Origin of the sequence: Aurantiacibacter xanthus (assembly GCF_003584015.1) — a bacterium.
Taxonomy (GTDB): domain Bacteria; phylum Pseudomonadota; class Alphaproteobacteria; order Sphingomonadales; family Sphingomonadaceae; genus Alteraurantiacibacter; species Alteraurantiacibacter xanthus.
This window is the reverse complement of the sequence record NZ_QXFM01000146.1, coordinates 1-23,330: the sequence shown is the minus strand read 5'-3', so window position 1 is coordinate 23,330 and position 23,330 is coordinate 1. Positions and strand designations below refer to the sequence as shown.

Here is a 23,330-nt window from a genome sequence, read left to right as displayed (position 1 = left end):
CAAAAACAGGTGAATATGCCAGGTATCGACAGGCCCGATTTTAAGGATCGCCGCGACTTCATCAAGAGCGCCGGCCTCGCGGCGACGGGTTTCGCCGCGCTGCCGCTGCTGGGTTGCGGTACGCAAAGCAGGATGTCGCTCGATCAGGGAGGCGAAAGCAATCCTCTTGCCATACCTCGGCTACAGGCAGGAACGATCGAACGGGGCGAGCGTGTCTTTCGCCTGTCCCTGACACCGGGCGAGAAAGAATTCGTGCCCGGCACGGCGTCACCGACGATCGGTATCGACGCATCCTATCTCGGCCCGACCCTCGAAATGCGCCGCGGCGAACAGGTTCGCTTTCACATCGACAACAAGCTTGCCGAAGATGCGACCGTCCACTGGCATGGTTTCGAACTTCCCGCCACAGCGGATGGCGGGCCGCACCAGCTCATACGGCCCGGTGAGCGCTGGAGCCCGTCCTTCGAAATACGCCAGCGCGCTTCGTTATACTGGTATCATTCGCATCTGCATCGCCGGGCCGGACCACAGGTCTATGCCGGACTTGCTGCCCCGATCTACGTGCGCGACGAGGAAGAGGATCGCCTCGATCTGCCGAGCCGGTACGGTGTAGATGACATACCGCTCGTCGTGCAGGATCGCGTGATCGACGGCGCGGGCCGCCTTGTTTACCCGCTCGATATGCACTCGCGGATGATGGGGGTGATGGGTGAGCGCATCTATGTGAACGGAACGGCCAATGCCGTTTTCGAGGCCGCCGCCGGTCCGCTGCGCCTGCGGCTTCTCAATGGATCGAATGCGCGGTTCTACACCTTCTCGCTCGAAGGTGATCGTCCGATGCAACTCATCGCAAGCGATGGCGGCCTGCTTGCCGCGCCAAGCGAGGTTCGCAGTCTTACCCTTGCCCCAGGCGAACGCGCACAAGTGATCGTCGATCTTTCCGAAGGGCGCCCGCTCCGGCTGATTGCCAGCAGCCCTGCTAACGCCATGGGCATGATGGGCGGGCAAGGCGGGGGTATGATGGGCGGCGGAATGATGGGAAACCGGGCCGATCGCGAGAGGCAGGGGCGCACGTTTTCGATCCTCGATATGCGCCCCTCAGGCGCGTCAACTCCAGTAATGCTCCCGCCCACTCTGGCCGCGCTTGCTGCGCCAGACCCCTCACTCGCCGATCGCAGCCGCCGTTTCGTGCTCGATATGGGCATGATGGGCCGGGGCATGTCGATCAACGGCGAAACCATGGACATGGACGTCATCAATCAGCGCGTACCGGTGGGTCAGTGGGAAATATGGGAAATCGCCAACGCATCGATGATGGCCCATCCCTTTCATATTCATAACGTGCAGTTCCGCTTGCTCGACCGGGACGGTCGGCCTCCGCGGGCGGAAGAGGCGGGCTTCAAGGACACCGTAATCGTCAACCCGCGTGAACAGGTCAGGCTGCTGTTGCGGTTCGAAGAAAATACCGATCCCGACACTCCCTACATGTATCACTGCCATATCCTCGAGCACGAGGACGCAGGCATGATGGGGCAGTTCGTGGTGATGGCCAATTAGGGGAGAACGACAGATGAGCGATGGGCACAATGCAATCGAGGGTATGGCGACCGACCCCGTTTGCGGAATGAGCGTGAAGATGGACGGCGCCCGCTTCGTCGATCGACACGAGGGTGGCGACCATTACTTCTGCTCCTCGCGCTGCCTCGACAAGTTCCGCGCGGATCCGGAGATGTATCTTTCGAAGGCGCACCTCGATGCTGTCGAGGATGTCCCGGAAGGTACCATATACACCTGTCCGATGCATCCGGAGATCCGGCAGCCGGGGCCGGGCTCTTGCCCGATATGCGGGATGGCCCTCGAACCCGAAACGGTCACTCTGAACGAGGGCCCCGATCCCGAACTCGTCGACATGCGGCGAAGGTTCTGGTGGAGCGCGCTCTTCACGCTGCCGCTCTTCGCCTATGCGATGGGCGACATGATCCCGTCGCGACCGTTCGATCAGGTCATCGAACCCGCTATCGCGCAGTGGCTGCAGCTCCTGCTGGCAACTCCGGTGGTGCTTTGGGGCGGCTGGCCCTTCTTCACCCGCGCGCTGCAATCGGTCCGGACCATGAACCTCAACATGTTCACCCTGATCGGCTTCGGCGTCGCCATCGCCTATCTGTTCAGCCTTGTGGCAACCCTCGCCCCGGACATCTTTCCCGAGGCATTCCGCGATCATGCGGGCCGGGTCGGCGTCTATTACGAGGCCGCAGCGGTTATCACGACCCTCGTGCTGCTCGGGCAGGTGCTCGAGCTCAAGGCGCGCGGATCGACATCGAGCGCCTTGCGAGCGCTTCTCGAACTCGCACCCCCGACCGCGATGAAGATCTTCGGTCGCGGGGACGAGCGCGAAGTACCGCTCGATGAATTGACGTCGGGGGACCTGCTGCGCGTGCGTCCGGGCGACAAGGTCCCCGTCGATGGCACGCTCGAGGATGGAAGCAGTGCCATCGACGAATCCATGATCAGTGGCGAACCCATTCCCGTCAAGAAAAGCGCGGGCGATCCCGTGATCGGGGGCACCGTAAACCAGACCGGCAGCTTCACCATGCGCGCGACGCAGGTCGGCGCGGACACCATGCTCTCGAAGATCGTGCAGATGGTCGCGGAGGCCCAGCGCAGCCGGGCACCGATCCAGCGGCTCGCCGACCAGGTCACCGGATGGTTCGTACCCATCGTCGTCCTTGTCGCTATCGTGAGTTTTGTCGTCTGGGCCATCTGGGGACCGGCACCGGCCCTTGCCTACGCGCTCGTCAACGCGGTCGCCGTTCTGATCATCGCGTGTCCCTGCGCGCTCGGACTGGCGACGCCGATGTCGATCATGACCGGTACCGGCAAGGGCGCGCAGCACGGGATCCTGATCAAGAACGCCGAAGCGCTCGAAACGCTGGAAAAGATCGATACGCTGGTCGTCGACAAGACCGGAACGCTGACCCGGGGCAAGCCTGATCTTGTCGACGTAAAACCGCAGCCAAATTTCGACGAGCAGGAATTGCTGAGCCTTGTCGCTGCCGTTGAGAGAGGAAGCGAGCATCCGCTCGCCCACGCGATCGTGGAAGGGGCTCAAAACAGGGGCGCTGCCATTCTCGACGCTTCCGATATCGAATCCGTGACCGGCGAAGGTATCCAGGCAAATGTCGACAAGCGCCTGGTCGCGATCGGGAATGAAAAGATGATGGAGCGTATAGGGGCGCTCGAAGAAGGCTGGCGGTCAACGGCGGACGAAGGCCGAAGCCTCGGACAGACGGTGATGTTCGTGGCCGTGGACGGGGCACCGGCAGGCCTTATCGCGGTCGCCGATCCGATCAAGGCAACCAGCCGCACCGCTATTGCCGCGTTGCATGAGCGCGGCATCAAGATCGTGATGCTTACCGGCGACAGCGAAGCCACCGCGCGTGCGGTAGCAAGCCAGGTCGGTATCGACGAAGTCGAAGCGAACGTCTCGCCCGAGGACAAACATCGCAAGATCGAGCAGTTGAAGAGCGAGGGTCGCCGGGTCGCTATGGCCGGCGACGGCATAAACGACGCACCCGCGCTTGCCGCTTCGCATGTCGGCATCGCGATGGGAACGGGTACCGATGTCGCGATCGAAAGCGCGGGCGTGACATTGGTGCGCGGCGACCTCGTCGGCGTTGTTCAGGCGCTCGTCCTGTCTCGGGCCACTATGCGCAACATCAGGCAGAACCTGTTCTTTGCCTTTGCGTATAATGCGCTCGGCATACCGGTCGCAGCAGGTGTCCTCTATCCATGGACCGGGTTGCTTTTGAACCCGATGATCGCGGCCGCAGCGATGAGCCTGTCTTCGGTATCGGTGATCGGCAACGCCCTGCGCCTGCGCGGCCTCGCTCTTCCCAAATTCGATACCTGAGCGATGGGGACGGGACGGAGATCGCAGGAGTGACGAATCAGACGATGCAGGATCAGGACCAAATCTCTGAGGAATCGCGCGAATGGCGCGGTGCTCATCCAGCCCTCTGGATCGCGATATTCGGAATTCTCATCGCTTTCGCCTGGGAGATGCTCCAGCTTCCTTTCTACCAGTCGGGAGGTCTGTCGCCTGCCGAGGCAGCACGTCGCTGCGGCCTGGCCTCGTTCGGCGATGCCGGGATCATGGTGGCCGCTTATCTCGGCGCCTCTGTCGGCAGTGGTAAAACGCCGTGGCTCGTAGACTGGCCGATCTCGCGTTTTGTCGTGTTCCTGGGAATCGGCCTGGCCATTACTGCCATGGTCGAAGTGCTGGCTGTCGGTGCCGACTGGGGGTGGTCCTATAGTGCAATCATGCCGCTTGTGCCCGGGACCAAAATCGGCCTGGTACCGATCGTGATGTGGGTCGCGGTTCCCACGGCCACCTTGTGGCTCGCGCGCCGTCTCGGCACCGGACCCCGCTGATCGCAAACCGGGATCTCCTATCCCTCGACAGCTGCCGGCTGCGGTCCCGATGGTGATCGACTTACCCGAAATCCGGCAATCAGGGCCAGCAGCGTGAGCAATTGCGCGCCGATCGTCTCGACAGTCGGGAAGAAGCCGAGTTCGGCGAGGCGCGGCAAGCCGGCAATGAAAGTGGCGGAAAGAACTCCGGCCTCCTGGAAAGCGCCCACGCCCTTGCCCGCGAGAATGACCGCAAGGATCGCAATCAGGATAGCACTGTAGCGGAAGAACTGGGTGATCGGCAGTTTGCGGCTGTAGCGCAGCATGGCCCATGCAATGAGCGCCAGCAGCGCTACTGCGGACAAGGCACCTGCCAGTATGATGCCGCTGCTCTGCGGGTTCCACAGGGCAGCGTAGAACAGGATGGTCTCGAACGCTTCCCGGTAGACGACCACGAATGCGAGACCGAAGAGAAACCATGCCGATCCGCGCGAAAGCGCCTTGCCCATTTTTTCCTGGATATAGCGCCGCCACTCCTCGGCCTGGGATTTGCCGTGCATCCAGATCCCGACCGATACGAGAATGACAGCCGCAAGCAGCGCGCCGATCCCTTCGGTCATCTCGCGGCTCGCCCCGCTGATGCTGACGAAGTAGGTTGCTACGACCCAGGTGGCGACACCTGCGAAAAGAGCAGCGATCCACCCACCATGGATATAGGGCAATACCTCGGAGCGCTGCGACTTTTTCACAAAGGCGATCATGGCGATCACAACCAGAAGTGCTTCGATCCCCTCGCGCAGCAGGATGGTGAACGCCCCGAGAAAGGTCGAGATTTCGCTGGCCGCCTCAGGAGCCAACGCTCCCTCGGCTCTGGCCAGCAGACTATCGATGCGAGCCCTTAGTTGCTGTAGTTCGGATGGATTCGCACCGGACTCTATTCCGGCCCGGAATTGCCCGAGCGCCTGTTCTACCTCCCGCATCAAACCGCCATCGCGCGTTGCCAGGAGGGCCTCCAGGGGTTCAAACCCGTCGAGATAGGCAGACAGGGCAAGCTGCCGCGCTTCCTCTCGGTTGCCAGCCCGATAAGCTGACAGGCTGCGATCGAGCGTATCGCGAACGAAGGCGAGCGAACCTGCGTCATTTGCCTGTCCCACCGCATCGGGATTGGCGCGAAGATAGGCCATGACGGCGAGCGCACGGTCCTCGCCGATCTGCTCGGCCAGACTTTCCGGTGTGAGCGCGGCGAGCGTCTCGAGATCGGGGACAAGCTGGCGTATGCCATCATCTTCCCGCCAAATACGCTCGCCCTTGGCCACATCTTCAAAAGCAATGCTGCCGGCATGGAATGCAAGCGCCCAGCGATCCTCGTCGGACAGCGATGCGAAGCTGGCCATGGACGTTCCTTCCAGCCCTTGCGTGATGACCTGGTAAAGCCCGAACGCACTGCGCTGCCGCGCCCGGTCGATATCGGTGAAGTCGATCGGCGGGGGATCAAGTGCCTGCATTGCGGCCGGTGGCGCACTTCCGGCGGCGCCGTGACACGAGGCGCAGTTCTGCGCGAAGAGAGTGCGGGCGCGGTCAAGGTCGGGCGCTTGCGAAGGGGCAAGCGGAACCGGGTAGGCTGTCAGCAACGAGGCTGCCAGCGCGCGCGCTAAGCGCCCAACTCGCTCGGCGGGTTCCTTATTGGCGATCAGAGCTCGCAGCTGGTCCGATCGGCGGATGAGTGCTTGATTGTCTTTAGTATCCGGCAATGCAGCGATCTGCCGCGCCACGACATCGGAAAACTCCACCATTTCGCGATATTCGAATTCGTCGGCAACACGTCCCTCGGAAACGGCGGAGGCGTAGTCGACCGCGATATAATCGAGCAGACGCCAGGTGGTTCGCACGTCGGGTTCTTCCGCGTTCGCGGTGACGGACAGACACAGCGCAAGCGCCAGCAGAATGAGCCGCAGTGCCGGATGGACGGTGGCGGAGACGATGCGATGCATGAGGGGTCTCTATATCTGTTGCAATTAATTCGCAATAGCAGGGTGTAGACGGAAATGTATTTCCTCCAACCCCCGATCGCGGGGATATTCTGGAGTTTAGGTAGAGCGCAGTTCGCCACGGGCCTGTTTGGAGACTTCGGCACTTCCCCACACCGCCAGTCCTGCCATGATGCTCGCCACAACCAGATCGGGCCACGCACGGCCGGTGCCGAAAACGCCAATCGCTGCCGCCAGCACGGCGATATTACCGATCGCGTCGTTGCGCGAACAGATCCACACCGAGCGCATGTTCGCATCGCCCGAGCGATACCGGAACAGCATCGCGGCGACGGCGAGATTTACCGCCAGAGCAAGAGAACCGATGGCGCCCATCGTTCCCGGGTCGGGCGACGCCCCGACAAAGAAACCCCAGATGGCCGAGCCGAGCACCCACAGGCCGAAAGCCAGCATGGTCGCCGCCTTTACGAGAGCCGCACGCGCGCGCCAGACGAGCGCCATCCCCGCTACACCGAGACTGATAGCATAGTTTGCCGCATCACCGAGAAAGTCGAGCGCGTCGGCCTGCAAGGCGCGCGAATCCGCAGCAATGCCTGCCACGATCTCCACGCCGAACATGATTGCATTAAGGCCCAGTGCGATCCACAGAATGCGCCGCCATGTCGGATCGTTGTTGTTTGCACCGGCCTCATCGGGGCCGCAGCAGGTCTTTCCCATTTACTCGACTCCTTGCGTCGATCCGCCCTATGCACCTTGTAGTAACTACAAGGTCAAGCGGCAGGAGCCTTTGTCATGAGAATTGGTCAACTTGCCCGGATAACCGGCGTCAAATCCGAAACAATCCGCTTCTACGAGCGTGAGGGTATCCTCGCTGCCCCTCCACGCACGCGGGCCAATTATCGCGATTATGGACCAGCAGAGGAAGCGCGCCTTAACTTCATACGGCGCGCGCGTGATCTCGGCTTCTCCATGGCACGCATCAGGGAATTGCTCGATCTCTCCGATGATGCCGACCGGTCCTGCGCGGGCATCGACGCTCTGGCCAGAAGCCATCTCGGCGAGGTCGAGCGCAAGATCGCGAGCCTGGAGGCGTTGCGGACGGAACTTGGGCGTATGATCGCTGCCTGCGAGCAAGACACTGTAGGCGATTGCCGCATCATCGATGCACTTGCGGGTACCGCCGAGCCTTGATGTCCGCGCCTCGTGCGCCAGTTCGGTCAGGCTCGCCAATGCACGGCTTTTGTCGGCCGCCCATAAGAGACTTAACTTCGGGAAAGGCCGACGAGTGCGAAGCTGCCCGTGTCGCCATCCCGGGTCTGTCGAACGGGCTATGATGCCGCCGCAGGCCAGTTCCAGACGGCCATTTTTTCAATGCTCATATCCGCCATAGTGTAGGGGATCCCGCCGACGCCAAGCCCGGAGCGGCGCAGCCCTGCAAAAGGCATCCAGTCCACGCGGAATGCCGTATGGTCGTTCACCATCACAGCCGATCCCGCCAGAGACTGTATGCAATGATTGGCGATTGACAGCCGATCGCTGAATACAGCGGCCTGAAAGGCGTAAGGCAGGGCATTGGCCTGCTCGATAGCCAGGTCGATATCGTCATAGCCATACACGCAGATCACGGGGCCGAAGATTTCTTCCCGGGATATCTTGGCACTTTCGGGAGGATCGACAATGACGGTCGGGGAGAAAAGAGTGTCACTCAGACGGCTTCCCCCGCACACCAGGGTGCCTCCTGCTGCGATGGCTTCATCGACCCAGCGTTCGACGCGGTCAACTTCCTCCGTTCGGATCAGGGGTCCGCATTGGGTCTCAGCATCGGCGGGATCGCCCACTACCAGCTTTTCGGCAGCTCGCCTTAGGTCATGAGCGAAGTCTTTCAATTCTGCAGCAGGGACGTACACGCGCTGCACGGAAACGCAGACCTGACCCGAATGATAGAACCCGCCTTTGAGCAACGAGGCGATCACTGCTGCGCGCTCCACGCCGCTGTCCACGATTACCGGCGCCGCGCCGCCGTGCTCGAGAGCAATGCGGGTTCCCGGCGCCAGCTTCGAGCGAAGCATCCAGCCGATCTTCGCAGAACCGATGAATGAGAAGAACTCCGTGCGCGGATCGGTTACCATTCTTTCGGCAATATCGTTGCCGCAAGGTGCGAACCGGCACCAGGCCTCGGGCAGGCCGGCTTCATGAAGAATGCTCACGAAGCTCTGGCATGACAGAGGCGTTTCCAGCGCAGGCTTGATGAGAACGGGGCACCCGGCTGCTACCGCCGGTCCAACCTGATGGACGATCAGGTTGAGCGGGTGATTGAATGCCGAGATCGCCACGACAGGACCGATCGGCTCGCGGAAGGTATATGCCGTCCTTCCCGCACCCGCTTCTGTCAGGTCCATGGGGATCTCGTGACCGCCGCCATCGCTGAGCGCCTGAACGCATAAGTCGACGCTGTTGATCGCGCGACCGGCTTCCACGCGCGCATCGACCAGCGGTTTGCCGCCCTCCCTGACGATCTGGAGAGCCAGATCCTCGGCTCGTTCGCGCATGATATCCGCAGCCCGCCGGAGGATGGCGACACGCTCGTGCACGGCAAGCCAGCCATGGCGGTCGCGGTGGAGCAACTGCGCTTCATTCAGCCATTCATCGATTTGAGGCCAGTCGACAAGCGGCACTTCTGCAACCGGCTCGCGGTCGAACGGATTGTGAACGATCGTCTTCATAGCTCGCACACCTTTGCGCCGAGTTCGTCGATCAGCACCTTCTTGTTTTCGGAGTAGTCGACGGGCAGATCGACAAGGTGCACGCCGCCCGCCTCGAATGCGGCGTTCAGGACCGCCACAAGATCTGCGCTCCGCTCGACCCGGTGACCGGTCGCTCCATAGCTTTGTGCGTAGGTGACGAAGTCGGGATTGGAAAAGGTTAGGCCGTAGTCCGGAAAGCCGAGCTGGTCCTGCTTCCAGCGGATCATGCCGTATGCCGCATCGTTCAGGACGAGTACGACGAGGTTCAGGCCCAGCCTGACGGCCGTTTCCAGCTCCTGCGAGTTCATCATGAACCCGCCATCGCCGCATACCGCGAGCACTCTGCGCCCCGGCGACAGCATCGCCGCCATCATGGCCGATGGAAGGCCTGCGCCCATCGTCGCCAATGCATTGTCGAGAAGGATGGTACCCGGTTCATTCGCAATGTAGTTTCTGGCGAACCAGATCTTGTAGATACCGTTGTCGAGCGCAACGATATCATCGCGCGCCATTACGCTGCGTACGTCGGCAACCACGCGCTGGGGGACCATCGGAAAACGTTCGTCGTCGCTGGTCTCGGAAATGTGCGAAGCAATCTCGTGGTGCAGCACAGTGTAATAGCTGCGATCGCACTGCAGCTTGCCATCCAGACGGTTTCCCAGCCGCTCGACCGATCCGGCGATGTCGCCGATGACCTCGAGCTGCGGGAAGTAGACCTGATCGACTTCGGCTGCCTTGTAATTGATATGGATGACGGTCTGCCCGCCCGGCTCCATGAAGAAGGGCGGCTTCTCCACCACGTCGTGACCGATATTGACGATCAGATCGGCCTTTTCGATTGCGCAGTGAACATAATCGCCCGACGATAGCGCCGCGGTGCCCAGATAGAGCTCGCTATCTTCATCGACCACGCCCTTGCCCATCTGGGTGTCGAAGAATGGAAAGCCGGTATCAGACACGAATTTGCGCAACGCTTTCGAAGCGCGGCGGCGGTTCGCTCCGGCACCGATCAGGAGCAATGGCCGCTCAGCCGCGATGATGCGCTCGGCCGCTTCGTCGAGCGCAGCATCTCCGGCGACCGCATAACGCCTGTAATGCGGAGGTATGACCGGTTCGATCGTTTCCTCTTCAGCGATATCTTCCGGCAGCTCGAGCAGTACAGCGCCCGGCCTTTCTTCCTGCGCCAGACGGAAACCTTCGCGAACGAGCGAGGGAATGCGATTGCCGTTCACGATCTGGGTCGAAGCCTTGCAGAGCGGCGTAAACAGGGAAACGACGTCGACAATCTGGAACTGGGCCTGTTTCGATGTCTTGATCGGTTTCTGCCCAGTAATAATGACGAGCGGAAAGGCCCCGAGCGCGGCATAGGCCGCCGGTGTGGTCAGGTTCGTGGCACCAGGCCCGAGCGTTGCCAGGCACACACCTGCCTTGCCGGTCAGGCGGCCATAGGTCGCCGCCATGAAGCCAGCGCCCTGTTCGTGACGGGCCAGAACCAGCGTGATGGCGGAAGTTCGCAGCGATTCCAGGAGATCCAGGTTCTCTTCGCCTGGAACGGCGAAAACATATTCGACGCCCTCGGCCTCGAGCGCGGCGACCATAAGATCGGAAGCTTTCATTCGTTGGTCCTCATTTTACGGGTTGCAGGGCGGTTCATGTCGTGCGCTGCCAAGCAGCTTACCCACAGCGACCGACCCGATCGCCGCGCTTGTCAATGGTCGCGGTCATGGTCGTGATGATGGTTCTTCTCGACCTGATGGTCCGGGATCATGTCGGGATCACAGTCTGCAGCGAGACAGGCTTCGAACGTTGCATGGGCGATGGCGTGCTGCGTCTCGAGCATACCGCGAGCCCGCGCCTTCACATCCTCGAAAGCCTGCAACGAAGATTCGGCAGGAACGATATGCGCCTCAAGCGCGCGATAATGCTCACTGATGCTCCAGACATGGACGTGATGGACGTCGGCCACGCCTTCTGTGTCACGCAGGTCGCTCACAATGCGATCGAACTCGCTTTCGTCCGGCACCGCACCCATCAAGAGCCGCACCGTGCGAGGCAACAAAGTGACGCCCTGCCAGATCACATAGGCAGCAATGACCACAGTGATGATCAGATCGGCAATATAAAGTTCGTATCGCAGAATGAGTACGCCAGCCACGATCACACCGACCGACGCCAGCGCATCGGACACATTGTGCAGAAAGGCGGCTTTCATGTTGAGGGAGTTCTTCGAGCTGGCGTAAACCATCACCGCCGTAACCACGTCGATCACCAGCGCTATCCCGGCGACCCAGATTACGGTCCACCCCTCAACGGGTTGAGGGTCTGCGAAACGGTTGATCGCCTCGACGAGCAGATAGAAACCGATGATAAGCAAAGTCGTCAGATTGATGAGCGCCGCCACGACTTCCGCACGAGCATAGCCGAAGGTCATAAGCTTGTCGGCTGGCCGGCGCCCGATCCGCCTCGCAAACAGAGCCAGTCCAAGCGATGCCGCGTCGCTGAAATTGTGCAGCGCATCGGCGATCAGTGCGAGCGAACCCGACAATATCCCCCCGATGATCTGGGCGACAGTCAGCAGGACGTTGAGGGCGACGGCCAATACAAGGCGGCCGTCGCTCATGCTTTCTTCGCCGTGACTGTGCCCGGCATGACCGCCCGATTGTGCCACTACCTGCCTCCTTTTTCTGTTCTCTTGGTCGTCGTAACGGACTGCGCGGGGGAATGCTGGAACGTGCTGTTCGAGACATCGAGTTCGCGCGACAGTTCTCCAAGCGCCGAGATCGCGAGGCCGAGCAGCGCGAACCCTCCGACGAATGCCAGGAGCGTAATATGATTGGCGGCGACCGATCCGGTTCCCATGCGAAGCAGCGCGCGCGCCGATGCAACTATAAGAAAGCCCGGGATAATAGCCGCTAGCCAACCTCGCCCGTTGTCGGTGAATCCGTGCAGCGCCCAAAAGGTCAAGAGAGCGATCCCGATGAAAACAGGGAAAAGAGGACAAGTAGCGCAAGCTGGTCCATCCTGCTCACTTGGGCGGATCGGTATTCATCGATCGCCTGGCGTCCTATTTCCAGGTTCGCAAAAACAAGCGCTGCAGACACCGCCATTGCTGTCGTCGCGGATGCAGCAGCGGCAGCACCCAAGATAACGCTGTAAGGCAGGATATCGGACGCCATCGACACCGAGATGCGACGTACCAGGGTTGGCCTATCGGAGCATCGCTCAGGTCCGTCATCATCCGGTCTGAGTTTTGCGTATCGACCAAGCTCGTTGAAAATCAGAAGCAGCAGGCCGCCCGCCAGCATCAAACCAGTGAGTGTCCAGCGGGTGAGAGGAGATTGTCCCAGCGGAAGAGTTAGCAAGACGGCAAGGGCGGCAAAAGCACCCGAAACGCCGCCCGCCAGGAGCGGATGCAGGAAGCTCCAACTGCCTTTTGCCAATTTGCCGCCAATCATGACCCCGATGCCTGATAGCATCGCCAGGACAAGGACCCGCGAAAGGTCCTGCGCGGCAAACAAGGTATCGATTAGCGTCAATTCCTCTTCTCGCCGTGGACGGTTCCCGCCTCGTCGTGCACATCCATATGCGTATCGCGCAGGATCTGCACTCCGCCGTAAAGCGCTATGCAGGCGACCGCTATTCCGACCACTAGGTCGGGCCAGTTGGCACCGGTAATCAGCACAACGATGCCGGCGATGATGATCCCGCCATTGGAGATGAAGTCGTTGAAGCTGAAGGTTGTCGCCGCCCGCATATTGACGTCCTTGTTCTCCACCTTCTGCAACAGGCGCAGGCAATAGAGATTCACCAGTCCCGCGACGAACGCCATCGCCATCATCAGCATGCCGCCCGGATCGGAACCTTCCACGAACCGTCGGTAAGCATCGAAAATGACCCCAGCGGAGAAGACCAGCAGCATGATGCCGGAGAAACGCGCGGCCCCGCGTTTCCAGGTCCGCGAGCGGGTTAGCGCAAGCAGGCTGAGCGCATAAACGATTGCATCCGATGAATTATCGAGGCCGTTTGCCAACAGCGCGTTGGAATCGGCAAAATATCCGACCGCGAAGAAGCCGATCGCGATGGCGACGTTAAGCCACAGGACAACCCACAGGGTCTTGCGCTTTTCGGGCGACCCGGCATCGACCTCATGTCCGCCACTCATGCTGCGTCCTCCCCGGTTTGTACCCAGCTTTCCGCATGACTACGCTGTGATGGCCGGAAAAACTTCATTTCGGCGCGGAAGAGTGAGGATGACAATTTCGTGCCCCACTCTTCCCATTCGCTGTCGCCGATTATGGCGATCCGGCCGAAACAATCCTTATGCCGGATGTCGAACTTGAGATCGCGCCAGAGACCTCCGAAGTTCCAACCCGAAAAGTCAGGCGCGAGCTCGATCACCATCGGGACGGTACCGGCCTCGCGCTCTGCGATATGTTCGAATTGGGGAACAAAGCGGTCATAAGCTTCATCCCCCTGCCTGCCTCCGGCACGTATCCAGAGCAGTCCGTTCTTTTCCTTCAGTGCCAGCACCGTATTCTCCTTTCCCGATCGGTCATGTGATGTCCTTCAGCTCGCGCTGCTCATCGCTTGTCACATTGCGCCGCAGCCTGTCCCACCAACGCTGTCGCCAGGTCCGGTCATCTTCTCTGGTCCCGAAAACCAGCTTCAAGATTGCGGGCAAGACGAAAAGGGTCAGCGCGGTGGCGGTGATCAACCCTCCAATGACGACTGTCGCCAAGGGACGTTGCACTTCCGCGCCGGTCCCGGTCGCAATGGCCATCGGCACGAAGCCGAGCGATGCAACGAGCGCGGTCATGAGAACCGGCCTTAGGCGCGCCAATCCACCATCGACGATGGCGTCATCGAGCGCCATGCCCCTGTCGAGCCGCTGACGGATCGCAGTCACCATCACGAGGCCATTCAAGGTCGCCACACCCGACAGGGCGATAAAGCCTACCGCCGCAGATACCGAGAATGGCATCCCGCGTAGAGCCAAGGAGAAAATCCCGCCTGCCAGGGCCAACGGGATCGCGCTGAATACGGCGAGCGCCGGCACCCAGCCCCCAACCGCCATGTAAAGCAGCAAGAGAATGACCGCGAAAGCGATAGGAATGACTATCTGAAGTCTTTCCTGAGCAGCCTGGAGGTTCTGGTATTGACCGCCCCACTCGATAAACGCGGCAGCGGGCAGTTCGACCTGCGCCGCAACCCTTTCCTGGGCCTCTTCTACAAAAGACCCGAGGTCGCGTTCTCGCACGTTGGACGAAACGATCACCAGTCTGCGTCCCTGTTCCCGGCGAACCTCCGCGAGACCATCCACCACACGGAACTCGGCAACCGAGCGTAGCGGTATGGTTGCCCCGTTCGGGAGCAGCACCGGCAAAGCACCCAACTGGTCGAAATCGTCGCGGGTCGCGTCCGACAACCGCACAACCACATCGAAGCGGCGATCGCCTTCGAAAACGAGGCCCGCAGGCCGACCGCCCAGTGCGATCGCCACCGATTGCGCAACGTCTTCGACCTTCAGCCCGTAACGGGCAATCGCTGGCCGATCGAAGGCAATATCGAGGGTGGGGAACCCGGTCACTTGCTGGACCTTGACGTCCGCGGCGCCGTCGACATTGCGCAGCACGCCCGCAACCTCGTTCGCCGCCGAGGTCATGGCGCTGAGATCGTCTCCGTAGATCTTGACGGCAACATCTCCGCGAACGCCTGCGATCAATTCGTTGAACCGCAATTCGATCGGTTGGCTGAACTCGTAAAGGTTGCCGACGAGACTGCTGAGGGCGCTCTCCATTTGCGCGACCAACTCGTCCTTGGCGAGGTCGGGATCGGGCCATTCCTCACGGGGTTTGAGGATCACGTACGCATCGGAAGCGTTCGGCGGCATCGGGTCACTGGCCACTTCCGCCGTGCCCGTCCGCGAAAAGACAAGCTCGACTTGCGGAAATTGCTCGAGCCGGTCCTCTACCCGCCTTTGCATCGCGAGCGAACGTTCGAGCGATGTCGAAGGAATACGCAGCGATTGCACGGCGATGTCGCGCTCGTCCAATTGCGGTGTGAACTCGCTCCCGAGGAAGCTGAACACGAAGGCCGCAAAGGCGAAGATGCCGACGCCCATGCCGATGACCGGCCAGGGGCGGGTGATCGCCTTGCGGACCAGCGGTCCGTATCGCTCCTTGGCGATCCGGATCGGCTTGACCTCCTTTTCCGTCAGCTTCTTGTTGAGCAGGATGGCGATCATTGCCGGGACGAAGGTCAGCGACAACACGAACGCCGAGGCGAGCGCGAGCATGACCGTGATCGCCATGGGTGAAAAGGTTTTGCCTTCGACGCCGGTAAAGGTGAGAAGCGGTGCGAAGACGAGAAGAATGATCGCCTGGCCGTACACGGTTGGCTTGATCATTTCCTGCGCGGCAAGCCGCGTTTCCGTCAACCTCTCACCAAGTGTAAGAAGTCGGCCCTCGTGTTCCTGTCGAGCCGCGAGCCTCGCGACGCTGTTCTCGACGATGATGACGGCACCATCGACGATCAGGCCGAAGTCCAGCGCACCCAGGCTCATGAGATTGCCCGAAACGCCGAGCCGGTTCATTCCGATCGATGCCATCAGCATGGAAAAGGGGATGACCAGCGCCGCGATGATCGCTGCCCGGATGTTGCCCAGCAGCAAGAACAGGATCGCAATGACCAGAAGCGCGCCCTCGACAAGGTTCTTCTCGACGGTCGCGATCGTCGCATCGACCAGGGAAGACCGGTTGTAGACGATCTCCGCGACAATTCCTTCCGGCAGGGAGCTGCGGACTTCCTCAAGCCGTTCGGCCGCCTGGGCCGAAACGGTGCGGCTATTCTCGCCCGCGCGCATGAGCACGGTGCCCACGACCGCTTCATCGCCATTCAGCGACGCCGCGCCAGTTCGAAGGTCACCGCCGATGCTGACCGTGGCGATGTCCCCTACGCGAATAGGCACTCCCTCGCGGGTGGAAACGACCGCCTGCTCGATATCCTCGACGCTGCCGAGGCGCGCATCGACCCGGGCGAGGAGGGCTTCACCGGCCCGTTCGACGAAATTGGCCCCTTCGGCGAGATTGGCCGCTTCCAGCGCGTCGATCACCTCGTCGAACGACAAACCGTAACCGGTCAATCGTGCGGGATCGGGTTGGACGAGATATTGCTTTTCGAAGCCGCCGATGGAGTCGACACCTGCCACACCGTCGACCGACCGCATGAGCGGTGCAACCACCCAGTCCTGAATGGTTCGCAGATAGGCAGCCTTGGCAACATCGCTGTCGAGCCGGTCGCCACGTTCGGTCACGAAGCTCCCGTCGGACTGCCATCCGACCGCTCCGCCCCGCGGCGCTTCCTTGCCGTCAGGATATTCGTACTCGATGGTATACATGAGCACTTCGCCCAAGCCGGTCGAGATGGGTCCCATCACCGGTTCGGCACCCTCGGGCAGCGAAGCGCTTATGGGCGTCAGCCGTTCGTTGACCTGCTGACGCGCGAAATAGATGTCGGTCCCTTCCTCGAAAATCGCGGTCACCTGGCTGAACCCGTTGCGCGATATCGAGCGTGTCATTTCCAGACCCTCGATGCCAGCAAGCCCGGTTTCGACAGGATAGGTGACCTGCGTCTCGACTTGCGAGGGCGAAAGGGCTGGTGCCTCGGTGTTGATCTGCACCTGTACGTTGGTGATATCGGGCACAGCATCGATGGGCAGGCGGAGCAAATTCACCACGCCAAAGATTGCCACACCGAGGGTCAGCACGACCATCGCCCAGCGAAAGCGCACGGCGACGTCGAGGATCATGCCGATCAGGCCATGGCGGTGGGGGCGATCCGCGTCCTGCATGTGATCAGTGTCCATGCTCGGCCTCCTCCTTCTCGAGTTCAGCCTTCAGCAAGAAGGCGTTGGCGGTGGCTATCCGCCAATTTGCTTCGAGACCGGACTCGATGACCACCCGTCCTCCCGAACGCGCACCGGTGACCACTCGACGGGTTTGAAACCCGCGGCGCGTGCGAACGAAGACCACCTCTGCGCCATCGATTGTCTGGACGGCACTTTCCGGCACCGACATGCGGCCGGTATCGACCTCACCCGAGGGGCGGATACGTGCCTGCAAGAACGCACCGGGTTGCAGGCCGGGGATCGGCCTTGCCAGCGACAGGACCGCCGTCGCGCTGCGGCTTTCGGGATCGAGCGAGGGAGTGACGGATCGCACGCGCGCGCCGACTTCACGATTGCCCGCGAATTCCAGCGTCGCCTCGTCGCCAGGCTGGATGCGGCTTGCTTCAGCCGACGGGAGGGCAACCTCGACCTGCATGCCGCTCGGGTTCACGACCTGGTAGAGTTCTTCTCCGGCCTCGACGAAGGACCCGAGAACGATAGGCGCCGAGGTCACTCGGCCCGCGAGCGGGCTCGTAACCGCGAGGGAGCGCCCGTCGCCGCTAACACCCGCCGCCGAGACTGCCGCTTGGGCACGCGCAAGTTCCGATTGAGCAACCTGCAGATTGGCTCGGGCGGCCTCGAGATCCTGCCGCGCGGTGACATTGGCTTCGAAAAGGCGGCGCTCTCGATCGTAGGCAGCAGACAATTCGTTGACCCGCGCGCCCGCTGCGCTGAGTTGCGCCGCAAGAGCAGCGGCGTCGGCGCTCTCGATGCGGGCAATCGTCTCTCCCTGCCTCACGTAATCACCCAGCGTTTTGCCGACACTGCGGACTACGCCCGCTGCGCGGGCATCGATGCGGGCACTTGCCGTCGGGCTTGCCGCGACGGTGGCCGGAAAGACCAGCTCGACCGCCGATCCCTGACCGACGGTTTCGACCTCTATCTGGGACGCTTCGATTTGTTCGGCGCCAAGCAGGACAAGCCCTTCGGGAAGCTCGGCCTCCTCGCTCGTTTCCTCAATGTGCTGGTCGGCACTGCCACTTGGCCACAGCATAAACACTGCAGCGGCGATTGAAACGATCACGCCGATAAAAACGGCCAGACGTCTACGGTTCATTTGGAAATACCTCATTGTGCGCCGAGCCAGATCAGCGTCGCCGCCAGGCGGCCACGATCTTCCTGGGCTTGAATCAATGCTTCACGGATGGTGTCGCGCGCTTCGGCCGCAGCCAGAACTTCGATCAGCGGAAATCTGCCGTTGCGGTAGCCAATCCGAACGAGGCGCAAGGCTTCCTCGGCTTGGGGCAAGGACGTCTCCGCGAGGGTCTCGACCCGCGCTTCGGCTGCCAGAAATTGTCCGCGAGCCTGCGTGACTTCGAGTTCGAAATCGGTGCGGGCAATCGCCTCCCGTGCCGTCGCGGCGCGAAGCCGCGCCTCGGCAGCAGCGATGTTTCCTTGGTTGCGATTACTGAACGGAAACGGGATCGAAACGCCTACGAGGAACGCCTGGTCTCTGCTTTCCTCGAACCGTCGGACACCGGCGGATATCGCCGGATCCGGAATGCCTAAAGAGCGTTCCCGGGCGATCGCGGCATCTGCAGCCTCGCGTTCGGCACGGGCGATCTGGAGACGTAAGGCCGAAGGCGAGGCGAGCAGCGTTGCCGGAGGTTCGATCTCGGGGAACACCGAAGGCACGTCCGCAGCAGGTGCTGCCTCGCCCCAAAGCGCGGCCAGCGCATTCCTCGCCGCACTGTCGGCAGCCAGGGCCGCTTCAAGCTCCGCGAGCGCCTCCGCAAGTGCCGCTTCGGCACGAAGCGAACGCAAGGGAGGCTCCCGCCCGACATCGACCAGTACCCCTGCGATCCTGGCAAGCTCGCGGTTGCGCTCGACTATGTCCCGCGCGAGTTCCAATCGGGCTGCCGCAGCGACGGCTTCCACATAGCGCTCGCGCACCGATCGCCCGAGCTGAGCAACCGAGAGCGCTCCTGAAAGGGTCGCGACGCGCGCCTCCGCCTGGGCGGCGCGGACGCGCGCTCCTCGTTTGCCGCCCAATTCGAGCCGCTGGCTCAGGGACAAAGTGTACTCGGTGGCCTGCAATCCCGAAAATGCGCCGCTTCCGGCAATGTTTTCGGCTTCGAAAGCAATTTCGGGGTTGGGCCGCAGCCGCGCCTGGTCGACCAGGGCCCGCGCCGCGTCGGCTTCGGCCCGCGGTCCGATCAGGCGCGGATTTTCTGGGGGCTCATCTGCGCTGTCGACGATGCCCGCACGAGCGAGCGCAGCTTCGAGCGTCAGAAGCTCACGCTCCTGCGCCGCCACGGTCGTGGCTTGAGCGGCGAGGAACAGCCCTCCAAGGAGGACCCCTCGCCAATGAATGGCTGACATTTTTCGAAAATTCCTCTGCTGACGATCCGAACTGCGCTGCGGCATGCAGCGCGGTGACGGTCGTCAGGCGCGAGGGGGGCGCTTCAGTCGCTCGGTAATGTCGGAAGCGAGCGCTTCGGCGGGAGGCGCATCGGGAACCACGACCAAGTGAGGGACCGAATCCTTCTGCACGGTGCCGGCAAAGCTCGCCCCGTGATGGCAATGGCCGTGTCCACACACGCCGTGTTGCTCGGCCGGCGCATCCGGATCGCCCGGCACTTCGTCGGCGGCTGCGGATGACGCAGAAGCGCTATCGAGCGAAGCCAGAACGGGCGTGCTTCCGGGCGCCACTTCGGCACCGCAAGCAGCAGCATCCGCCGCCGTCACGAACACCATCGCGACCAGCATGAGCAGGACGACGAAAGGGTGCAGGACAAGGCGACGATAGCTTGTAGTCATGGATTCCAACGGCTCCTAGCAAACCGCATCAAGATTGCAAATCCCGTAACACGATGAAGTATAAGTCTTTGTTACAGTATAACATTCCTCGAATACTGTTTCGGTCTTTAAGAACGGCGCGATCAGGCCGCGCGAAGCTCGGGATGCGGATGCTCGCAGCGATGAACTTCGATCGTGACGTGCACATATTCTGCATGCTCTGAAAGTCGGCTGGCATAATTGTCGGGCGCGAGCGGATCATCGGCGATGAGCGAGGCGATGACTGCATACTTGCCGGGACCGATCCGCCAGATGTGCAGATCGCCGATCGCGGCGTCCCGGTCCTCGAGCGCCTCGCGCACCTCTGTGTACCGTTGAGAGGCCGCTTCGGCGTCGACAAGCACGGCAGCGGTATCGCGCAGCAGTGACCATGACCAGCGCCCGATCACGAATGCACCCACCAGCCCCATTGCCGCGTCCATCCATGCCCAGCCGAGGTACATGCCGGCGAGAAGGGCCACGATAGCCAGGACCGAGGTCAGGGCATCGGCAAGCACGTGGAAATAGGCGGAGCGCAGATTGTTGTCGGCATGCGCATGGTCGTGGTGATGATGATGGTCGTGATCATGGCCATGGTGATGATCGGCACCAAGCAGCCAGGCACTCGCGAGGTTCACCACGAGGCCGAGCACGGCGATCCAGATCGCCTCGGTATAGGCAATCGTGAGCGGACTGACGAACCTTTGGGCCGATTCAACCGCGATCCCGATGGCGAAGATGGCGAGGACAAGCGCGCTCGCGAAGCCGGCCAGGTCGCCTACCTTGCCGGTACCGAATGTGAAACGCGGGTTGTTCGCATGGCGCCTGGCAAACCAGTAGGCGAAGGCCGCGACGCCCAAGGCACCTGCATGGGTCGCCATGTGGATACCATCGGCGAGAAGTGCCATCGATCCGGTCCACAGGCCAGCGACGATTTCGACCACCATCATCGCGGCGGTCAAGGCAACGACATAACGCGTGCGCCGCTCATGGGCGTCGTGCGAGGCGCTCAGGAAGTTGTGATCATGGGCGAGCGGATTGGAGTCGGCGTGATGCATGCGAGGCTGATACCCCGAGATGCCCTTTCCAAGAAATCCCCTCTCCAACCGAAAAGGCAATCGACGACGATTGTCTGTGATGATCGCCGCAGCTAACCGATGGTAGAAATGCTGCGGCGACCAACAGGCTATTATCCCTTAGTCTTGGATCGGGACGTGACGGTCCTGCGATCGACCACGGTGATCCGGCGCGTCTTGGCGTCGATCACCAGTCGTTCGGTGACGCCATTGCCCGGAAAGGCGACGACATAACGCGGATTGAGCGAAAGCATCTGTTCGTTGCGCTTGAACCCGGCGCGGGCACCAAGCCGACGATCGAGCGAGTAGGTCAGTTGCTGCACTTCGCGGCGCTCGGCCCAACTCGCGGCCAGGCGATCGGCTCCCTTGCCGTCGCCGCCATGGACCAGGAAGAGATCGGGAACCACATCGCGAACCTTGTCGAGCGTCGCCCAGATAGTGTCGGCGTAGACACGCGCATCCTCGGCGCTCTCGAAGCTCTGGCGACCACCGGCGAAAACGACCGGAGTTCCTTCAGGGATCAGGGCGTGGCGCCGGTTCTCTGCGCGAGCGCGGAGGAAATCGCGGGCATCGATTACGGCCGAAGTGAGGTTGCGCGAATGGCTGGTCCGCGAGCCCGAAACGGGCTTCCATGACGAACCGGTCTCGTCGCGGTACAGCGCTGCGGCTGCCTCGCGCATCTGCTCGAAGGCCAGCATGCTGGCTTCGGCGGCCTGTGCACGCTCGACCTGCTCTTCCAGATTGCTCGAATGCACTTCGGAGCCATCGGCCGATGCGAGGAGGACCCGGATCTCGTCGCTGGCCCGATCAAGTTGAGCCGACTTGCGGCTGGCTGCGCGGTGAAAGACATTGACCACCCCCCAGGCAATATCCTCGGCATCTGCTTCCAGGGCCGTATCGGAAAACATCGCGAAAAGGTCGGACCAGACGGCGCCAAGCGTCTGGTCGATTGCATCCTCGCAGGGAAAGTCGGTCTCGTTGAAGGGGGCTGGCCTGATGCTGAGGCCTGAAAGGTCGAGGCCGCTCAACTGATCGATGAAGCTGTCGTACATGGGGTGTCTCCTGATCGCGGGGACAAGGAGAGGAGGCACCATTGCCTCGGGCCTGTCCGCCGGAGCCCGATCAGGGCCGGGGAAAGGGGCAAGACGCACCGCGTAGCGGGAAACCTGCGGCCCTAGGCTGGCGCGGGCAACACGGGCCGACGGGCCGCAGGTTGCGGCTCGCCCCGACCGGCCCAAGGGCCTCTCCCGGCGGAGAGGGATGAGGCAGGATCAGGACCCGGTGTCGCAGTTGGATCGGGAGCGCTCGAAGATCGCTTCGCCATTCGAGAACCGACCGACCATGCGCAGCTCACCGAACAGGTGGATGAACCTACCCGAGACCTGGCCAAGCCAGTGCCGTGCTCTCGCCGTTCGTGGGTTGTAGAAATCCGCCTCCCAGTACCGGGCATCGTCGCGTTCGGCGAGCCAGGTCGCGGCGAGCCCGCAATAGGTCGATATGCCGCAATCGGCGTAGGCATTGCGCAGGAGGATACGGTCCTCGCGGCCGCGCCATCCATCGAAGCGCTCGAAAGAAGGAAAGGTCGCCTGCGTGGTATCGATGACCTCGTCGACGAGGCACTCGTAGGCCCAGTCGACATCGTCGTCTTCGCCCTCATCAAGGAGGCGAAAGGCCACCACTGAGCCGGTTGGATAGCTGACGGAACGTCCCATCTCACTGCTCCTCAGGCTGCATCAGCGAGATCAATGTCGGGCTCGCTTTCGCTGGATTGGTGACCCCCAAGGTCAAGCAACAGGCTGGCCGCTTCCTCGGCCTTGGCCGCAGCGGTCAGGATCGCGCGCTCGTCCGATTTGAGGATCTTGAGCCAGGACGCGATGTAGCTGGCGTGATGGTCGAGGTGGGTGACCGGAAGACCGAGTTCTGCCCCAAGTATGGCTGAGGACAGCTCGGCGATGAGTTCCTCGGCAGCATAGGCATCGCTGCCAAAGCGGTTCTTGAGATCGCGATCGAGTCGCGAGCAATGCCCCGTCCAGTGCGACAGCTCGTGCGCGAGCGTCGCATAGTAGGAGTCGTAGGCTTCGAAAAGTTCGGCTGGCGGCAGGGTAACGCGGTCACGCAGCGGCTCGTAATAGGCCTGCGCGCCATGGTGGCGAAGGTCGGCGCCAATATGGGCAAAGAAGGCATCAAGGCGGTCTTCGCGTCCTTCGGGCTCAAGTGCGGCAACCAGCGGCTTGGGATGGTAGAATGCAGGGAGGCCGTCGCACTGGTCAGCGTTGAACACGGCATAGGCCTTCAGCACGCGCCGGTTTTCAATGTCGGCCTCGCCTTCAGCGTTCTCGACCTCCTTGGTGTAGCTCTTGTAGAAAATCGCGATGGTCGATTTCTCACC

The 23,330-nt window shown here is 61.8% G+C and carries 21 protein-coding genes; 3 read left to right on the top strand and 18 right to left on the bottom strand.

Annotated features, from left to right (window positions below):
• Positions 1 to 15: 15 nt before the first annotated feature.
• Genes D2V17_RS20740 through D2V17_RS20730 form a run of 3 tightly spaced genes read left to right on the top strand, consistent with a single transcriptional unit; the run spans position 16 to position 4,431 of the window.
• Entirely contained in the window at positions 16 to 1,557 is a 1,542-nt protein-coding gene (locus tag D2V17_RS20740; protein ID WP_119595037.1) for a multicopper oxidase family protein, read from the top strand.
• Positions 1,558 to 1,570: 13 nt separating this feature from the next.
• Entirely contained in the window at positions 1,571 to 3,910 is a 2,340-nt protein-coding gene (locus D2V17_RS20735; protein ID WP_119595036.1) for a heavy metal translocating P-type ATPase, read from the top strand.
• A gap of 29 nt (positions 3,911 to 3,939) precedes the next feature.
• Complete coding sequence (locus D2V17_RS20730) at positions 3,940 to 4,431, top strand: hypothetical protein (protein ID WP_224801916.1); 492 nt, start codon at positions 3,940 to 3,942, stop codon at positions 4,429 to 4,431.
• Positions 4,432 to 4,448: 17 nt separating this feature from the next.
• Here D2V17_RS20730 and D2V17_RS20725 read toward each other — a convergent pair whose 3' ends face one another.
• The 18 genes from D2V17_RS20725 to D2V17_RS20640 all read right to left on the bottom strand — a co-directional run.
• The gene (locus D2V17_RS20725) at positions 4,449 to 6,401 is read right to left on the bottom strand and encodes a cytochrome c/FTR1 family iron permease (protein WP_119595035.1); all 1,953 of its coding nucleotides are present in this window, start codon (positions 6,399 to 6,401) and stop codon (positions 4,449 to 4,451) included.
• A 96-nt stretch (positions 6,402 to 6,497) separates the two neighbouring features.
• Positions 6,498 to 7,115, bottom strand: coding sequence for a cation efflux transmembrane domain-containing protein (locus D2V17_RS20720; RefSeq protein ID WP_010240550.1), 618 nt, complete (start codon positions 7,113 to 7,115; stop codon positions 6,498 to 6,500).
• Between the two features lie 45 nt (positions 7,116 to 7,160).
• Complete coding sequence (locus D2V17_RS22045; protein ID WP_054522850.1) at positions 7,161 to 7,628, bottom strand: hypothetical protein; 468 nt, start codon at positions 7,626 to 7,628, stop codon at positions 7,161 to 7,163.
• Between the two features lie 98 nt (positions 7,629 to 7,726).
• Entirely contained in the window at positions 7,727 to 9,121 is a 1,395-nt protein-coding gene (locus D2V17_RS20710) for an aldehyde dehydrogenase family protein (RefSeq protein ID WP_054522851.1), read from the bottom strand.
• Positions 9,118 to 10,758 carry an acetolactate synthase large subunit gene (locus D2V17_RS20705; RefSeq protein WP_054522852.1) on the bottom strand — a complete coding sequence of 547 codons (1,641 nt, stop codon included), beginning with the start codon at positions 10,756 to 10,758 and terminating at the stop codon, positions 9,118 to 9,120. The genes D2V17_RS20710 and D2V17_RS20705 overlap by 4 nt, the downstream gene beginning before the upstream one ends.
• 92 nt (positions 10,759 to 10,850) lie before the next feature.
• Positions 10,851 to 11,810 (bottom strand): cation diffusion facilitator family transporter, encoded by a 960-nt coding sequence (locus tag D2V17_RS20700; protein ID WP_050775921.1) that lies wholly within the window; start codon positions 11,808 to 11,810, stop codon positions 10,851 to 10,853.
• On the bottom strand, positions 11,810 to 12,001 hold the full coding sequence (locus D2V17_RS21635; RefSeq protein ID WP_119595034.1) for a hypothetical protein: 192 nt from the start codon (positions 11,999 to 12,001) through the stop codon (positions 11,810 to 11,812). The genes D2V17_RS20700 and D2V17_RS21635 overlap by 1 nt, the downstream gene beginning before the upstream one ends.
• 101 nt (positions 12,002 to 12,102) lie before the next feature.
• Positions 12,103 to 12,678: a hypothetical protein gene (locus D2V17_RS20690; RefSeq protein WP_119595033.1), complete on the bottom strand. Its 576-nt coding sequence runs from the start codon at positions 12,676 to 12,678 to the stop codon at positions 12,103 to 12,105.
• Positions 12,675 to 13,304 carry a cation efflux transmembrane domain-containing protein gene (locus D2V17_RS20685; RefSeq protein WP_054522854.1) on the bottom strand — a complete coding sequence of 210 codons (630 nt, stop codon included), beginning with the start codon at positions 13,302 to 13,304 and terminating at the stop codon, positions 12,675 to 12,677. The genes D2V17_RS20690 and D2V17_RS20685 overlap by 4 nt, the downstream gene beginning before the upstream one ends.
• Positions 13,301 to 13,672, bottom strand: coding sequence for a SpoIIAA family protein (locus D2V17_RS20680; protein WP_119595032.1), 372 nt, complete (start codon positions 13,670 to 13,672; stop codon positions 13,301 to 13,303). The genes D2V17_RS20685 and D2V17_RS20680 overlap by 4 nt, the downstream gene beginning before the upstream one ends.
• Positions 13,673 to 13,694: 22 nt before the next feature.
• Positions 13,695 to 16,958, bottom strand: coding sequence for an efflux RND transporter permease subunit (locus D2V17_RS20675; protein ID WP_147367507.1), 3,264 nt, complete (start codon positions 16,956 to 16,958; stop codon positions 13,695 to 13,697).
• A 37-nt stretch (positions 16,959 to 16,995) separates the two neighbouring features.
• Positions 16,996 to 18,144, bottom strand: coding sequence for an efflux RND transporter periplasmic adaptor subunit (locus D2V17_RS20670; RefSeq protein ID WP_119595030.1), 1,149 nt, complete (start codon positions 18,142 to 18,144; stop codon positions 16,996 to 16,998).
• An 11-nt stretch (positions 18,145 to 18,155) separates the two neighbouring features.
• Positions 18,156 to 19,409 carry a TolC family protein gene (locus D2V17_RS20665; RefSeq protein WP_119595029.1) on the bottom strand — a complete coding sequence of 418 codons (1,254 nt, stop codon included), beginning with the start codon at positions 19,407 to 19,409 and terminating at the stop codon, positions 18,156 to 18,158.
• Between the two features lie 63 nt (positions 19,410 to 19,472).
• A complete protein-coding gene (locus D2V17_RS20660) occupies positions 19,473 to 19,847 on the bottom strand; it encodes a hypothetical protein (protein WP_119595028.1) in 375 nt (124 codons plus the stop codon).
• A 122-nt stretch (positions 19,848 to 19,969) separates the two neighbouring features.
• Positions 19,970 to 20,923, bottom strand: coding sequence for a CDF family Co(II)/Ni(II) efflux transporter DmeF (gene dmeF / locus D2V17_RS20655; protein WP_119595027.1), 954 nt, complete (start codon positions 20,921 to 20,923; stop codon positions 19,970 to 19,972).
• A 131-nt stretch (positions 20,924 to 21,054) separates the two neighbouring features.
• Positions 21,055 to 21,993 carry a DUF2493 domain-containing protein gene (locus tag D2V17_RS20650; RefSeq protein ID WP_119595026.1) on the bottom strand — a complete coding sequence of 313 codons (939 nt, stop codon included), beginning with the start codon at positions 21,991 to 21,993 and terminating at the stop codon, positions 21,055 to 21,057.
• 219 nt (positions 21,994 to 22,212) lie between these two features.
• Entirely contained in the window at positions 22,213 to 22,653 is a 441-nt protein-coding gene (locus tag D2V17_RS20645) for a hypothetical protein (RefSeq protein ID WP_119595025.1), read from the bottom strand.
• Positions 22,654 to 22,664: 11 nt separating this feature from the next.
• Positions 22,665 to 23,330, bottom strand: a 666-nt coding sequence (locus D2V17_RS20640; RefSeq protein WP_119595024.1) for an ArdC family protein, incomplete at its 5' end; no start/stop codon positions are given.